The following is a 15075-nucleotide window of genomic DNA, read 5'->3' as shown; positions in this document are numbered from 1 at the left end:
GCGGCCTGCATCTATACAGAGATCCCTACGATGACTACAGAATCGGTCGTGCACTCCAACGCCTTCAATTTCATGAGTTTCATGAATAACGCTGTCGACCCGCGCACGGGCCAGTACACCTTGGCCATCCAGCTGCCACGGTTACCGGCCAACCAGTTACGTGGCCCCGAGCTGCCGTTGCAACTGGCCTACAACCCGCTCAACACCGAAGACAGTGGCTACGGCAAAGGCTGGAGCATCAACCTCAGCCAGTACTTACCCACTACCCGAGCCCTGTCGCTGCACACCGGCGAGCAGTTCGTGGTCACCAGCACCGCGACGACACCAGCCAGGATCGATGAGCAGAAACTTCTCAGTTTCCACTTCTATCAGGACGATGCGAGCAACTTCCGCATCGTGCACAAGTCCGGGTTGGTGGAACACCTGCGTTCGCAAACCAGCAATGGGGTGACCGTGGCCCTGCCATACCGGGTATACGCACCTTCCGGGCACTGGATCGAGCTGGCCTACACGCGGCCAGCCGGCAGCGCCCACCAATGCTTGGCCAGCATCGTCGATGCGGCGGGTGTACGGCTGCTACAGGTGGAGTACGCCAGCGATGCGCGCTACAACGTGCATCTGCACCCCGATGCGAGCGCAGGCGGCCTGGCGCTTGCCACCTATGCCGTTTACTTGGGCGGTCGCCAGGTGGACAAGGTGGTACTGCCAACCCCAGATCAAGGGAGCTGGCGCTTCACCTACGTCAACAACGCCAGCACCCAGAACATGACCTGCCTGGCCAGCGTGGCGACCCCTACCGGTGCTGTCGAAACCCTCGAATATGACGATGCCGGCCACTTGCTGCCGACCGGTGCCCCTCGCCAGCGGCTGCCGCGGGTCAAGACCCACACGCTCGACCCTGGTGGCGGGCAACCGGTCATGCAGACGGGCTATACCTACAGCCCGGAAAACTTCATGGCCGGCAACAGCGGGATCACCTGGACCGACGGCGAGGACAACCTGTACAAGGCTGGCGCGGCGTATGTGTTCAGTTGCGTCGAAAGCCTGTACTGGCAGGGCGAGGTCGTGCGCAAGATCGAGCGCACCTATGATCGCCATCACCTGATGACCCGTCAGGTGACCGAACAGCTGGGCGAGACCCTGGACTATGACGCACCTGCGCAATCCCAGCAGCAATGGTACGTCAACCAGACCGACACCACCTACCACGGTGACGCCAGCCTGAGCTTCGTCCTGCAACCACGATTCTTCCAGTTGCCCAAGCAGGTGGTCGAGCAGTGGCGCCTGCGTGACGATCCCTCACGGATACGTACCGAGGTCACCGAGACCGAGTTCGACGACTTCGGCAACCCGACCCTCGAAGCCTTACCCAGCGGTGTGCGCACGGTCAATGAGTATTACCCGGTAGCAGGTAGCGGCAGCGATTGCCCGCCAGACCCGCAGGGCTTCGTGCGCAGCCTCAAGTGCCAGACGGTTCATCCCTCGGATCGGTTCGACAGTGCGTCGCCAGCCCCGGTGCTGCAAACGTTCTATCGATATGCGCGTTTCGACTCCACCTTGGCTTCGCGCGAGCGCAGCCTGCGCCGGGCGGTCGGCGAATACTGGTTGCAAGTGAGCCAGGAAACCCTGGCGCAGGTGGCCGTCGGTACCCTGCGCGATACCCTGTACACCTACTGTCAGGCGCCCCAGGACGCGCTGCGTCATGGCCTTGTGCAGAGCCAGGTAGTGACGCTGCACGATGATCCGGATACCGCGACGTTGACCGAGTTCCAGTACCAGGCGCTGGACAACGCCAGCGTGCTGGAAACCGTGCAAACCCTGACCGGCTTCGACCACGACGAACCCGTTGAGGGGGAAGAGGAGCAACGGCGCCATTCGATCAAGCAGGTCACTCTGCGCCAGAGCATGCTGATTGGCGAGCCGCTGCTCAATCGCGATGACAACGACGTGGAGATCGCCTACGAGTACGACGAACTGCGCCGGGTCGTGCGCGAAACCGTTGCGCCCAACGATGATGCGCTGCGCGCTTCGCGGCACTACAGTTACGAGCTGGTGGCTACCTCGGGCCAGCAAGCCCGGCAGGTCGAAACCAACGTCAAGGGGGTGGCCACGCTGGCCGTGCTGGATGGCCTGAACCGCCCGATCAGGACCGAGCGCCATGATGCCGATGCTCAGGATGCAGCGCGTGCAGAGAAGTTCCGGGTCAACTACACCGCGCGCTACGACGTGTTCGGCAACCTGGTAGAGGAAGTCGAGCATGACTGGCTTGACCAGCCCAACCCCAGTGACCCTGACGGCCCGCTGGTGCCGGTCACCCTGAAACTGTCCAGGACGTTGCGCTACGACGGCTGGAACCAGAACTGCGCCGAGGTGGGCGCCGACGGTGTGATGCATGTCCAGCAAACTGACCTGATCGGCTCGCTGCCAGGCGAGCAGGCCCCGGCCCGGCGCCCCCGGCATGCCCGCAGCGCAGCGCCCGGCAAGGCTCAGGCTGACGGGAATCAGCCGCTGCGCAGCAGTTGGTCGCAGAGCGCCGACGGCAGCACCAAGGGCGGCAAGACCCTGCAATGGCTCAACGCCTTCGACCAGCCGAGCGAGATGCTGCGGGTCGATACCCAGGGCAAACGGGTCAGCCGGCACCAGTACTTCTACGATGGCCTGGGGCGTACCGTGCGTGAGATCGATGCCCGCCAGTCCATCGTCAAGTTCGCCTATGACGCCTTTGATCGCCTGGTCGACCATACCCTCGCCGATGGCAGCGTCGTGCACCGTGATTATGCCAAGCACAGTAGCGAAGACTTGCCGACGCGCATCGAGGTAGAAGGCAAGCTGCTTGGCGAGCAGCAATTCGATGGCCTGGGCCGCATGATCAAGTCCATCACTGGTGGGCGCACCAGAACCTTGCACTACCTGCCAGGCCAGCGTCAGCCGAGCTGGGTGATCACGCCGCGCCAAGCGCGCATCGACTACGTCTACCAACCGCAACTGGGTGAGGAACCGCTGCAGCGCCGGGTTTCCAGCGGTACGCTCGACTACGACTATGACAAGCAGAACGCACGCCTGAATCATTGTTTGGACAACGGCGTGAAGGTGCTCGAGCGCAGCTATTTCAGCACCGGCGAGTTGAAGTCCGAAGTGCGCGCGGTGCAGGAGGAGCCAGGTACCCTGGCCACCTACACCATGCACTACCGCAGCAGCCTGCGCAGCCGCGAGCTGGCCTACGTCGATGTGCTGGGCAACACCCAGACCTACAGCTACGACGGCCAGGGGCGCCTTAGCACGACGGCACTGGGTACGCTGAGCACGGTGTTCGCCTATGACCCGCTTGGGCGCATGCAGAGCTACATCACCCGCGATGGCACCCAGCGCCTGGGTACTTTCCTCAGCTATGACGATTTCGATCGCGAGATCGAGCGGCGTTTCGAGTTGCAGGACGAGGTGCAAGTGCTCACCCAGGTCTACGACGCCGCCGATGCGCTGATCGAGCGTCACCTGGCCACGGAGGACGGCGAAACCTTGCGCCTGGAGACCTATTACTACGACAAGCGCGGACGGCTTGAAAGCTACGAGTGTGAAGGATCGCTGGCGCCGGTCGATCCGTATGGCAAGACCATCAATGCCCAGGCGTTCGACTTCGATGAGCTGGACAACATCACCCGCGTCGATACCTGGTTCCCCAATGCGGCGGGCCGTGAAGAGAAGAACACAGCCGAGTACCAGTTCGACAACCCGCTGGACCCGGCGCAACTGACCGGAATCACCAATTCCCACGCGGATTACCCGAACGCCATCGACCTTGCGTATGACGCAGATGGCAACCTCACGCTCGACCAGGACCAGCGCACGCTGAGCTACAACGAGCTGGGGCAGTTGCAGCAGGTCGAGCTGGCCGATGGTACGCAGGCCGACTATGGCTACGATCCGCTGGATCGGCTGGCCAGCCAGGGCGGTAGCGCCATGGCCGATCCTGCTGGCAAAGACCAGCAGCCTGCCTGATAGCGCTGTGCCTGCCACGCCATTCGACGGTATGACCGGTCGGGTGGCTGTGGCGGGAGGTGCTATGAACACGACAGATACAGTGTTGTTTCAAACGGGCTGCTGGGGTGCCAAAGCCTCCAACGCGTCAGCGTCGACGGTGAGTGTGGTGCCCGCTATCGAGAATCCCGAGCCCGTATTGCGCAGGCGCGATTCGAGCAGTGGGTGCTGGCGAGTTCCTGGTGATGTATCGGTTGCTGGACAAGGCTGGCAACGCCAGCCGGTTTTTGCTCGCCAAGCAAGTTTAGGTTGTGCTCCGAGCGCCAACGCACGCGCTAATCAGCAGGTGGACGATCTTGTTTAGTCGATGAAATTTCAACTGTCAAACTGATAAAAATGCCAGTTGCGCGTCATTTACAACGCGTGCTCAATCTTTGTAGGTAACTCATTGTGTGCTCCTAATTTTGTACGTTCTTGTCGGGTCCGGCAGGCAGTCGTTCATGGGCCGACTCATCAAATTAACTGTGAACACGGTAAGTGTGGAGGCGAAAGATGGGCAGGTTCAAAAAAATATTGTCCAAGGCTGAAGAAGTTCGCCGGGCGGCGCGTAAATCGCAGGGTGCAATGGCAGATTTCGCAGCACCGGGTATAAAAGATGCTGATGATGTATTGGTGGACACAGACAACACCGTGCTGGCGAGCGTATTGAAAGATCCAGCCAAGAAGTTGGTGCTGGTTGTGCCGCAGTGGAACGATTTGGCGCCGCCAGGCGTTACCGATACATTGACGGTCTACCATTTCTCTGGATCAAGTACCACGCCGGAAGTCTTATTCACAGGCGAATACAGTCAGGAAAATCTTCAGCAGCCGGGCGATCCGGTCGTTGAAAAGGAGCTGGATAAAACGGCTGAAGTCTATGGCGATGGCAATCATTACTTTGAATGTAAAGTGGAGGGGTACATGGGGGGCGAGGTGACCTCCGGTCGTCTTTCGTTGCGCTTCGACCGTGTCGCGCCCAACCAAGGTAACGTTCCCCCCGCAGTGCCCGCGATAGCCCCGGTTACCGATGCCAACGTAGCCGCTGTGAGCCTGACGCTTCCGGACTATCCTGATCGCGCACCGGGAGACAAGGTCCATTATTACTGGCTCAAGGAAATGCCCGACGACTTCAACCAGGTGACGCCGGTCGGCAGTGCCGACGTTACCGGGCCGTCTCAGGCGCTTGCCGTTCCTAGAGCGGCCATCGAAGCCGCAGGTGACGGAGAATTTTTCGCGTTTTATGTGTTGGTGGACAAAGCTGGCAACGTTGGCCAGCTTTCCCTGCCGCAATTGGTGTCGGTGGCGCTGGGGGCTATGCCGGCAAACCTGAAAGAGCCTGTGGTTCCACTGGCCGCCGATGGTCTGATCGACCGCGAAGATGCGGTGCTGGGCGTGCAAGTGCACATCCCGGTGTTCGACAATTGGAAAGCCAGCGATGAGGTCAGCGTTACGTGGGCGGGCACCCTGCTGGATAGACGAGCGATCGGTGCTGGTCAGACGTTCCCGCTGGTGGTCAGCGTACTGCCTCAGGTGTTGCGCGATGCCTATGGCCTACCTGCCACAGGCACCAAGGACATGACCGTGAGCTATGAGGTGTGGCGTGGTGGTCGAAGCGTCGGTACCAAAAGTACAGAGGTCCAAGTCAATTTCGAGACGTTCGGCCCGGTTGACCCTGGCTCCGATCCCGACCCCGACTGGCCCGAGATCATCAATGATCTGTTACCGCTCTGCGATGTCTACGGCGAAGGCTCGACTACTGCCAACGTGCTCTTGCCCGAGCATGATGGCAAACCGGCAAAACTTGAAGTCAAGCTCTACGAGAACCTGGCCGTGGGCGACCTTATCGAGTTCTTCTGGGACGGCGAGCATGTCGTCAGCGCCGATTACACGGTAATCGCCGCCGACAAGGCTGGTGACACGCTGGAGCGCACCATTGCTTGGGAGTACATCCAGCGCGGCGATAACGGACAAAAAGCCGTGGATTACCGGCTTACTCGCACCTTGGTGCCGAACAGCCCCAGGTCAAAGCCGCGTATCGTCGATGTGACGGCCGTGGTGTTGCACCCGGACGAGCCGGTATTCGAAGGGGTCAACCCCAAGGGCTGGTTGAGTTGCGAGTCGCTGGTCGACCCTGCCAATCCGTCGGCAGAGCCGGCCGTGCGGATTACCGTGGGTGATCTGTCCAAGTATGGTTTGGTAGCGGGCGCCAGCGTCACCATGAAGTGGTGGGTGCTGCATGGGCTGGTGGGAAGCGAGGAAGTCGATGACGCCGCTTTCGAAGAAACGGTCACGTTGGGGACTGATTACCCAGTCAGTGGCTTCACTTGGCGAGTAGAACCCTACGTCGACTACATTTTGCCTATCTATGAGTACGATGCGCTCAACCATACTGGCCGCGCACGTTGCACTTACGAGTTCGAAGACCCAGCGCTGTTGAAGCGCGGGATACATAAAGTCGTGGTGTCCAACATGGCCGAACAGCGAATCGCCATGCATGACCCCAATGGGCCATGCGAGGTTTTTTACTGACGACTTGCTGACAACCCCCCGACTGTCCATCGGATGGGGAACTAAGCTTCAGACTTTTCCGACATAAAAAGTCGGCACGTCTGTATAGCTTTGCCGCCTTTCAATTTGACCGTTGTGGCGACGCGTTCGCCGATTGCTAAATGAGAGGTGCTGCATGATGTTGATCTGCGACCGTCGCCCCAAGTCTTGGCCGGCCCGAGCGCAAGCCTGGGTTTTGCTGGCCCCTTTGGCCCTTGCCGTGCATCCGCTGGCGCGGGCCACTACCCCAGTCATCTCCGATAGGACCATCACTGCTGCGACGCCTGTTGATGATTACCTGGTGCTGGAGGGCATACACCTAACCGCCAACGGCGCCACCATGAATCATATACGCACCGAGCGCAACGCCACGGTGACCATCAATGGCGGCACCATCGATGCGTTCAATAGCGAGGACGGTATCGAACTGGCCGCAGGCAGCAGCGCTGCGGTGAGCAATAATGCGCGCATCGTCGCCGACAATTACGGCATTCGCCTGATCACCAGCGGCGGTATCGGCTCGTCAGCGCAGGTCACCGACAGCTATGTGGAAGGCCGAAATGGCGCGGCGTTGATCAGTTCCAACTCTAGCCTCACGGCCACCAACAGCACCTTGGTCGGCACCGGTACGTCCCCCGCCGTGAGCCTCGCTGGCAGCGGTACCCTGTTCGCCGAGGGCAGCATCATTACCGGCGCTTCGGCCGGGTTGCGTATGTATGGTGACAACACGGGCGGGGCGGCCGAGGTGACCTTGCTAGGCACTCAGGTCGAGGGACTGACCGGGCCGGCGCTGCTGGTAGGTCTGACTGCCGCTGTGCCCACCACCGCGAACATCCTGGTCGGCGCGGGCTCAAGCCTGGTGGGTGGCGATGGCGTGTTGATGAAGGTGACGGCCAATTCCACCGCCAACCTGCGTGTCAATGACAGCACGCTGACCGGCGATGTGGTGGCCGATGCCGGCTCCACCGCCAATCTGACCCTGGAGAACCAGGCCAGCCTCACCGGTCGTCTGGTGAACGTCGCGAGCCTTACGCTCAACAGCCAAGGCAGCTGGACCATGACCGAAGATAGCCAGGTCGGCGCGCTGGCCATGAACGACGGTGTGGTGCGTTTCGGTGCTCCAACTGAATATTTGAGGCTTGAACTGGATACGTTGAGCGGTAACGGTACCTTCGTTATGGATGCCGATTTCTCCACTGGCCAAACCGATTTTCTCGAGATTGGCACTGCCACTGGCAATCATGGCTTGGTGGTCGCCAGTAGTGGCAACGAGCCATCCGAGCAGAATCCGCTGCACTTGATCCACGCAGCCGCTGGCGATGCGAGCTTCTCGCTGGTCAACGGCCCAGTGGCCATCGGTGCGTTCTCCTACGAACTGGTGCAGCGTGGCGACGACTGGTTCCTCGATGGTTCGCGGCAGATCATCAGCCCTGGCACCGCCTCGGCGCTGGCGCTGTTCAACTCTGCCCCCACCGTATGGTATGGCGAGTTGAGTACCTTGCGTAGCCGGATGGGCGAGCTGCGCCTGGACGAGCGCAAGTCTGGGGCCTGGGTGCGCTCTTATGGCAACAAGTTCAATGCCTCGCCTGCCTCTGGCGCGGCCTACTCCCAAGTGCAACAGGGCTTTTCGCTGGGTGTCGATGCGCCACTGCCGTATGGCGACGGGCAATGGCTGGTGGGTGTGATGGCCGGGCACAGCAATTCTGACCTGAACGTCGCCCGTGGCGCCAGCGGTGAGGTCAAGAGCTACTACCTGGGCCTGTACGCCACCTGGCTGGACGCCGACAGTGGCTACTACTTCGATGGGGTGGCCAAGGTCAACCGCTTCGATAACAGCAGCAAGGTTGAACTGGGTGACGGCACGCGCACTGGCGGCGACTACCGCAACCACGGGCTTGGTGCTTCGCTGGAGTTTGGCCGCAACATCCCACTGGGCGATGGCTACTTCATTGAGCCGTACACCCAATGGTCGGCAGTCGACATTCAAGGCGCCAGCTACCGCCTGGACAACGGCCTGCGGGTCGACGGCGATAACACCCGCTCGTTGCTGGGCAAGGCGGGTGCCACCTTCGGGCGCAACTTCGAGCTGGGTAATGGCCAGACCGTGCAGCCTTATGTGCGTGCGGCGTTTGCCCATGAGTTCGCTGCCAACAATTCGGCCAAGGTCAACGATCACCGTTTCAGCGATGACATCTCCGGGTCCCGTGGGGAGCTGGGCGTCGGGGTAGCGCTGGCATTGGCCGAGCGCTGGCAGGTGCATGCCGATTTCGATTACAGCAACGGCGAGCGGATCGAGCAGCCTTGGGGGGCCAGCGTCGGTCTGCACTACAGCTGGTAAGAGAGACGGGGAAGGCCAAGGCCTTCCCTTTTTTTTGTCTGCGGAGTGAAAGCGTATGTTCAAGCGAATCGCGTGCGAGATCGGGCGTTGGTATCAGCGAGTGATGTCAGGCTCCGCTGCTGTCGGTGCGCAATCGACAGTCGCCGAGCCTGCGGCATTGCCCAGGGTGCCGCTGTTGCTCGGCGACGTACCGGGCGGGCAGCCTAACCTGTTGCCGGTCAGCGCTTTGCTCAACCCGCTGGTAGTTGAGGTGCCGCAGTGGACGGATTCCAATCCGGAGTTCGGCGAAGAAACCGTGACGCTGTTTTGGAACAACCAGCAGGTGGAGCAGCGGCATTGGACGACACCGATTTCTCCCCAGGACTTGCTGTTCGAGGTGCCTGCCCATTACCTGCGCGAGGGCCGACCGGTGCTGCACTACCAAGTGGTGATCTACAACGGCGCCCAGTCCGACTCAGCGCCCTTGACCTTGACTATCGACTTGACCGCGCCTGCTCTGGCAACCCTCGACGACCGTCTGAAGTTCGACTCGCAAGTCATCACCGCCGGTGTGACGGAGGAGTACTTGCTGAACAACGGCGACCAGTTGTTGGCCGAGTTGCCCGCTTACACCTCGCCGATGGTCGGAGATCGGATTTCCTACTATTGGGACCGCCAGCTAGGGGCTGATGAGCTGGTCGAGGAACGGGTGTTGGAGGTCGACGATCTGAACAAGCCCCTGCAACTGGTATTGGCCGGTGACCTGATCCGCGAACGTGGGGATGGGCAGCGCCATGTGCACTACCGCATCAGCGATCGCGCCGGTAACCAGAGCCGGGCTTCGGCTGTGATTACCCTCGCGGTCAAGGCAACCCCTGCACCGCGCATCTTGTCCCGGCCAGAGTTACCCATGGCCACAGGGACCGGCGAGACGGTGGTGCTTGACCTGAATGCACTGCGAGGCGAGCTGGAGGCGCGTATTCCGGAAGATGCCGGCGTAGGTCGCCAGGAACCGGTGGTGATGCAGTGGGGCGAGCCCGGCACGACCGGGGCCGTGAGCGTCACTGGCAGCCCTGGCACCCGGGCGTTCGCCATTCCCTACGAGCGTCTGGCCGCGCACAGCGGCAAGACCATCCCGTTGTACTACACGGCCACCGGCGACGAGTCGAGCCGGCGCCTGGTCAGGGTGCTCGTCTACAAGCCCTTTGCCCCATCGCCGCAAGTGCTGGAAGCCAGCGTGGGGAGCTTGAGCCTGGCCAAGGTGGGGAATGCTGCGACCATCACCCAGGAACTCTGGCCGCTGGCCAGTACCGATCAGCGGGTGAAAATCATTGTGCGTGGGGGGGCTGCCGCCCACACGGTTGTCGACTCGCATGCTGTCACCCAGGCGGAGATCGATGCCGGGTTGCTCGGCGGTGGCGCAACCTTGACCGTACCCAAGACATTCCTCCAGGGGCTGGCCTTGAACACGCGGCTGCTGGTTCAGGTGAGTGTCAGCCTGGACACCGGGGTGACCTGGCCAAGCAGCCGGGATTTCGAGTTGCAACTGACGCTGGTTGCCTGACTCAGCGAATGTCCCCGGTCTTTTCCGCGGACACCGCGCCGTAGTCGTTGATGATCGCAAAGCGTACCTGCGACGGGCGCGCTCGCTCGGCGGGCAGCGGGTAGGCCTGGCGCTCGAAGGGCGCGACCATGGCAGCGGCTCGCAAGTCATGCGCCTGGCTGCCAGTGCCGACCCGTAGGTGATTGAAGGTGTAGTGGTACGGCGAGGGGTTGTCGACCACCAGATGCGGCTTGCCGTTGAGGGTTTGCAGCGACCAGGCCAGGCGCTCGAGTTGATCTTCAGGTTTGCCCTTGAGCTGTGCCGGGCGGTGGAACAGCTTGATGCGCGTACGCACGGCAATGTTCAACACGTTCTCGCCACCGCTGACTTGCTGCGGAATTTCCTGCACGTTGAAGAAGAACAGCGACTCACGATCCTGCGGCAGGTCGTTGGGCAGGCCGTTGATCTGCACCATCTGCTCCTTGCCTGGATCCAGGCGGAACAGGGCAGGCGCGGGCATCAGCGGCACGGCGGCGAGGGTGTCGTCCTGCTCGGTGTTGACCCAGGTCTGCACGGCGAACGGGCGATTGCTCGGGTTGGCGACCACCACCGACGAACTACGCGCGTCGCTGGTGTGTACCACGCGTGTGGCGTTGATGGTCAGTGCGGCTTGTGCACAGGGCAGGCACGCGGCCAGGCCCAGGCTCAGCAGGGCGCGGCGAAGGCGTTGGGGATGAAGGTTCATGGCGGGCCGTGGGGTGAATTGCAACAGAAGGACGCCCGGCCTCAAGAAGCCGGGCGTAGGGATCACTTCAGGGTGAACACGTAGGCGAGGTCGGTGTTTGCCGGGCCTGGGGCTACGCTTGCGGCGGTGGAGCGGTAGTGGGCCGAGAACTGCATGTCGGTCGGGTCGGTTTCGTCCAGATCGTAATCCTTGGAGTCGCTGCCGTTGGCAATCAGGGCGCCGGTAATGTCCTTGATCGCCAGTGCCAGGCCGTCGGTGCTGCCTGGCTCCAGGGCGTGCAGGTCGCCGCCTGCACCTGCCGCGCCATAGGCACCGGTGAAGGTCACCACGCCTTTTTTACCCGTGGTGTCGCAATTGGTGCCGGGGGTGACGCGCATCGAGAAGGCACGGCTGCCGAACTCGGTACCGATGGCTTCGAACTTGCTGGCGGGGACGTTACCCATGAACACGCGGCTCAGTGGCAGGCCGGTGGATGGGTCGATGATCTCGATGGAGCAGGTACCGGCGGTGACCTGGCCGTGGAAGTTGATGGAGCCGGTGTTGGCGTGGGCGATACCGGCGGTGGCGCCCAGGCTCAGGCCCAGGGCGATCAGGGTTTTTTTCATTGTGAAGGTCCGTATGTCTATCAGAGGCCTCTGACAGCAGGAAAAGCCTGCTTCGAGGCGAGGTGCGAGACTACGGAAGTGGGCAAGCCGCTGCTGTAGGGCAAGTCGACTTGCGAGGTGCGGAAAGTCGAAACGATTGGGTTAGTGGTTGGCGCCGTCGTCCGGCATCGACAGCAGTTGTTTTTCCTGGTGCCAGTCGAAGGGTTCGTCGTTCTGCTCGGCTTCGTAGCGGCGTTCTTCGAGGCGCTGGTACAGGTCTAGCTCTTCGTCGGGCATGAAGTGCAGGCAGTCACCGCCGAAGAACCACAACAAGTCGCGGGGGACCAGGTGGGCGATTTGCGGATAGCGCTGGATGACCTGGCACAGCAGGTCCTGGCCCAGGTACTGGCTTTGGAGGGGGTCTTGCGGCAGCAGGGTCAGCAGTTCGTCGTAGCGTTCGAGGAACAGGGCGTGGCTCTCCTCGGGCACCTGCTCGGCTTCGCCCAGCGCGGCCAGTATGGTGCGCAGGTGGTGTAGCAGTTGCAGGTGGTAGTCCAGGTGGGGGGTGGCCATGGGGTGATCCTCGGTGGTTCGGAAACAGGCGCGCAGTATACGCCAATCACGGGGCAAGCCTGTCACGGCTTGGCCTGCCCCGTGATGGATCTCAACGCACCTTGCCGGATACCGGCAGCAACTGCGCCTTGTCGAACGCATCCACGTCGATCACCACCCGCCTGGCCTGCTCGGCGGCGTGCAGGCGTTGCCCTTCGGCGGCCTGCAACACGCCGGCCTGCACTGCCGCCTCAATCACCGACTGGCCCGGTTTGGGCTGTAGCGTGCCGGCCTTGAGGGCCTGGTGCAGGCTGGCTTGCAGCGGCGCCACATCCTCCAACAGGTCGCAGGCCCGTTGCAGCGCCGCTACTGGGTCACCCTCGGCCTGTGGACGGAAGCAGCCGGCCAGCAGCGCTTCGAGCGCCGCATCACCCCGGTTGCGGCCGATCAGTTCGGCCACTTCAGCGTCCAGGGCATCGCTCGGCCCGGCATGTCGGCGGCCAAGTGGGAACACCAGCACACGCAAGGCGCAGCCGACGAAACGGTTGGGGAAGTTGTCCAACAGTGCGTCCAGCGCCTGCTCAGCCTTGCCCAGGCTTTCTTCCATCGCCCAGCGCAGCAGCGCTTGCAGGTGCTTGGGCGAGCCCTGGTCGTGGTAGCGCTTGAGCGCGGCGGATGCCAGGTAGAGGTAGCTCAGCACATCCCCCAGCCGAGCGCTGAGGCGCTCGCGCCGCTTGAGCGCACCGCCGAGCAGCATCATCGACAGGTCCGCCAGCAGGGCGAATGCCGCAGCCTGGCGGTTGAGCGCGCGGAAGTAGCCCTGGCTCAGCGCGTCGCCCGGCACTTTTTCGAAACGCCCCAGGCCCAGCCCCAGCACCAGGGTGCTGGCGGCGTTACCCGCAGCGAACAGGATGTGCTGCATCAGCAGGTCGTCGAATTCCCTCAGTGCGTGATCCTGGTCCTGGCGCCCGGCCAAGGCCATTTCGCGTAGCACGAACGGGTGGCAACGAATCGCGCCCTGGCCAAAGATCATCAGGTTGCGCGAAAGAATGTTCGCGCCCTCGACGGTGATGAAGATCGGCGCGCCTTGCCAGTTGCGCCCCAGGTAGTTGTTCGGGCCCATGATGATGCCCTTGCCGCCGTGCACGTCCATGGCGTGCTGGATGCACTCGCGGCCGCGCTCGGTGAGGTGATACTTGAGGATCGCCGACAGCACCGACGGCTTCTCGCCCAGGTCCACGGCCTTGGCGGTGAGCAAACGGGCACTGTCCATCAGCCAGGCGTTACCGCCGATCCGTGCGAGCGATTCCTGGATGCCTTCGAAGGCACTCAAGGGCACGTTGAATTGCTCGCGCACGCGTGCGTACTGGCCGGTGACCAGGCTTGTGTACTTGGCAGCGCCGGTGCCGACTGCCGGCAGCGAGATCGAACGGCCCACCGACAGGCAGTTCATCAGCATCATCCAGCCCTTGCCGAGCATGGCCTGGCCGCCGATCAGGAAGTCCAGCGGGATGAACACGTCCTTGCCGCTGTTGGGGCCGTTCATGAACGCTGCCCCCAGCGGTAGATGGCGTTTGCCGATTTCTACGCCAGGGGTGTCGGTGGGGATCAGCGCCAGGCTGATGCCCAGCTCTTCTTCATCGCCCAGCAAGTGGTCGGGGTCATAGGCCTTGAAGGCCAGCCCCAGCAGGGTTGCGACCGGGCCGAGGGTGATGTAACGCTTTTCCCAGTTCAGGCGCAGACCGATGACCTCTTCGCCCTGCCATTGGCCTTTGCAGATGATGCCAGTGTCGGGCATGGCACCGGCGTCGGAGCCAGCCAGCGGGCCGGTGAGGGCAAAGCAGGGAATGTCGTCGCCGCGGGCCAGGCGCGGCAGGTAGTGGTTGCGCTGTTCATCGGTGCCGTAGTGCAGCAGCAATTCGGCCGGGCCCAATGAGTTGGGCACCATGACGGTCGAGGCCAGGTCGCCGCTGCGGGTGGCCAGTTTCATCGCGACTTGTGAATGGGCGTAGGCGCTAAAGCCCTTGCCGCCGTATTCCTTGGGGATGATCAGGGCAAAGAAGCCGTGCGCCTTGATATGTGCCCAGGCTTCGGGCGGTAAGTCCAGGTCCTGGCCGACCTGCCAGTCGCTGACCATGGCGCACAGGTCTTCGGTAGGCCCGTCGATGAAGGCTTGTTCTTCGTCAGTGAGCTTGGGCGCGGGGTAGTCGAGCAGGGTGTTCCAGTCTGGGCGGCCGCTGAACAGGTGGCCGTCCCACCATACGGTGCCTGCGTCGATGGCCTCGCGTTCGGTCTGCGACATGGGTGGCAGGGTGCGTTGGAACCATTTGAACACCGGGGCCGTGAACAGTTGGCGGCGTTGTTCGTGCAGGGTGACGAAAGCCACCTTGAGGGCGATGACCACCCAGATCAGCGTCAGTAGCCAGCCCGGCGCCTTGCTGAAGATACCCATCAGCAAGGTGAACCCGGCCATTGCGGCGAGGATCTGCAACGGTGGCAGGCGCCGGTGGGTGAGATACACGGCACCGAACAGCAGGACGAGCAACCACAACAGCAACATACGTTTTCCTCCATGAACCCTGGGGGCGTTCAGCCGACCCCACAGAGCTTAGACGCAATGCGGGGGGCGGCCTGATTGAACAGTGACCGGGGGAGGCGGGTGCAAGTTCGATGCAGGCAACTGTCTTGCTCAGTATTTGAAAACTGGCGTGATCTCTGTAGGAGATTACCCAGACCTTTGGGCTGCGCTGTCGCGCAGAGAACTGATTTCGCA

General features: G+C 62.2%; 8 protein-coding genes. 4 read left to right on the top strand and 4 right to left on the bottom strand.

Annotation, left to right across the window (positions count from 1 at the left end):
- Positions 1 to 30: 30 nt before the first annotated feature.
- The 4 genes from FEM01_RS10785 (at position 31) to FEM01_RS10770 (ending at position 10442) form a co-directional block, all read left to right on the top strand.
- Positions 31 to 3996 (top strand): RHS repeat domain-containing protein, encoded by a 3966-nt coding sequence (locus FEM01_RS10785; protein ID WP_171030938.1) that lies wholly within the window; start codon positions 31 to 33, stop codon positions 3994 to 3996.
- Positions 3997 to 4527: 531 nt separating this feature from the next.
- Entirely contained in the window at positions 4528 to 6543 is a 2016-nt protein-coding gene (locus tag FEM01_RS10780) for a hypothetical protein (RefSeq protein WP_138219428.1), read from the top strand.
- Positions 6544 to 6697: 154 nt separating this feature from the next.
- Positions 6698 to 8899 carry an autotransporter outer membrane beta-barrel domain-containing protein gene (locus FEM01_RS10775; protein WP_138219427.1) on the top strand — a complete coding sequence of 734 codons (2202 nt, stop codon included), beginning with the start codon at positions 6698 to 6700 and terminating at the stop codon, positions 8897 to 8899.
- Between the two features lie 55 nt (positions 8900 to 8954).
- On the top strand, positions 8955 to 10442 hold the full coding sequence (locus FEM01_RS10770; protein ID WP_138219426.1) for a hypothetical protein: 1488 nt from the start codon (positions 8955 to 8957) through the stop codon (positions 10440 to 10442).
- A gap of 1 nt (position 10443) precedes the next feature.
- On the opposite strand, the gene FEM01_RS10765 is transcribed toward FEM01_RS10770, so the two are convergent.
- The 4 genes from FEM01_RS10765 to FEM01_RS10750 form a co-directional block, all read right to left on the bottom strand.
- Positions 10444 to 11166, bottom strand: coding sequence for a fimbrial biogenesis chaperone (locus FEM01_RS10765; protein ID WP_138219425.1), 723 nt, complete (start codon positions 11164 to 11166; stop codon positions 10444 to 10446).
- Between the two features lie 62 nt (positions 11167 to 11228).
- Complete coding sequence (locus FEM01_RS10760) at positions 11229 to 11771, bottom strand: fimbrial protein (RefSeq protein WP_138219424.1); 543 nt, start codon at positions 11769 to 11771, stop codon at positions 11229 to 11231.
- Positions 11772 to 11912: 141 nt separating this feature from the next.
- A complete protein-coding gene (locus FEM01_RS10755) occupies positions 11913 to 12323 on the bottom strand; it encodes a PA2817 family protein (RefSeq protein ID WP_138219423.1) in 411 nt (136 codons plus the stop codon).
- A gap of 91 nt (positions 12324 to 12414) precedes the next feature.
- Positions 12415 to 14862 carry an acyl-CoA dehydrogenase gene (locus FEM01_RS10750; protein ID WP_138219422.1) on the bottom strand — a complete coding sequence of 816 codons (2448 nt, stop codon included), beginning with the start codon at positions 14860 to 14862 and terminating at the stop codon, positions 12415 to 12417.
- Between the last annotated feature and the right edge of the window lie 213 nt (positions 14863 to 15075).

The sequence above is a fragment of the Pseudomonas mosselii genome, assembly GCF_005796105.1.
GTDB lineage: Bacteria > Pseudomonadota > Gammaproteobacteria > Pseudomonadales > Pseudomonadaceae > Aquipseudomonas > Aquipseudomonas mosselii_C.
The sequence above is the reverse complement of the archived record's forward strand: the minus strand, read 5'-3'. Positions and strand labels throughout refer to the sequence as shown.

Excerpts from the sequence above, each read along its gene's own strand:
- FEM01_RS10785 (WP_171030938.1), top strand. The coding sequence starts at position 31 with ATGACTACAGAATCGGTCGTGCACTCCAACGCCTTCAATTTCATGAGT.
- FEM01_RS10780 (WP_138219428.1), top strand. The coding sequence starts at position 4,528 with ATGGGCAGGTTCAAAAAAATATTGTCCAAGGCTGAAGAAGTTCGCCGG.
- FEM01_RS10775 (WP_138219427.1), top strand. The coding sequence starts at position 6,698 with ATGATGTTGATCTGCGACCGTCGCCCCAAGTCTTGGCCGGCCCGAGCG.
- FEM01_RS10770 (WP_138219426.1), top strand. The coding sequence starts at position 8,955 with ATGTTCAAGCGAATCGCGTGCGAGATCGGGCGTTGGTATCAGCGAGTG.
- FEM01_RS10765 (WP_138219425.1), bottom strand. The coding sequence starts at position 11,166 with ATGAACCTTCATCCCCAACGCCTTCGCCGCGCCCTGCTGAGCCTGGGC.
- FEM01_RS10760 (WP_138219424.1), bottom strand. The coding sequence starts at position 11,771 with ATGAAAAAAACCCTGATCGCCCTGGGCCTGAGCCTGGGCGCCACCGCC.
- FEM01_RS10755 (WP_138219423.1), bottom strand. The coding sequence starts at position 12,323 with ATGGCCACCCCCCACCTGGACTACCACCTGCAACTGCTACACCACCTG.
- FEM01_RS10750 (WP_138219422.1), bottom strand. The coding sequence starts at position 14,862 with ATGTTGCTGTTGTGGTTGCTCGTCCTGCTGTTCGGTGCCGTGTATCTC.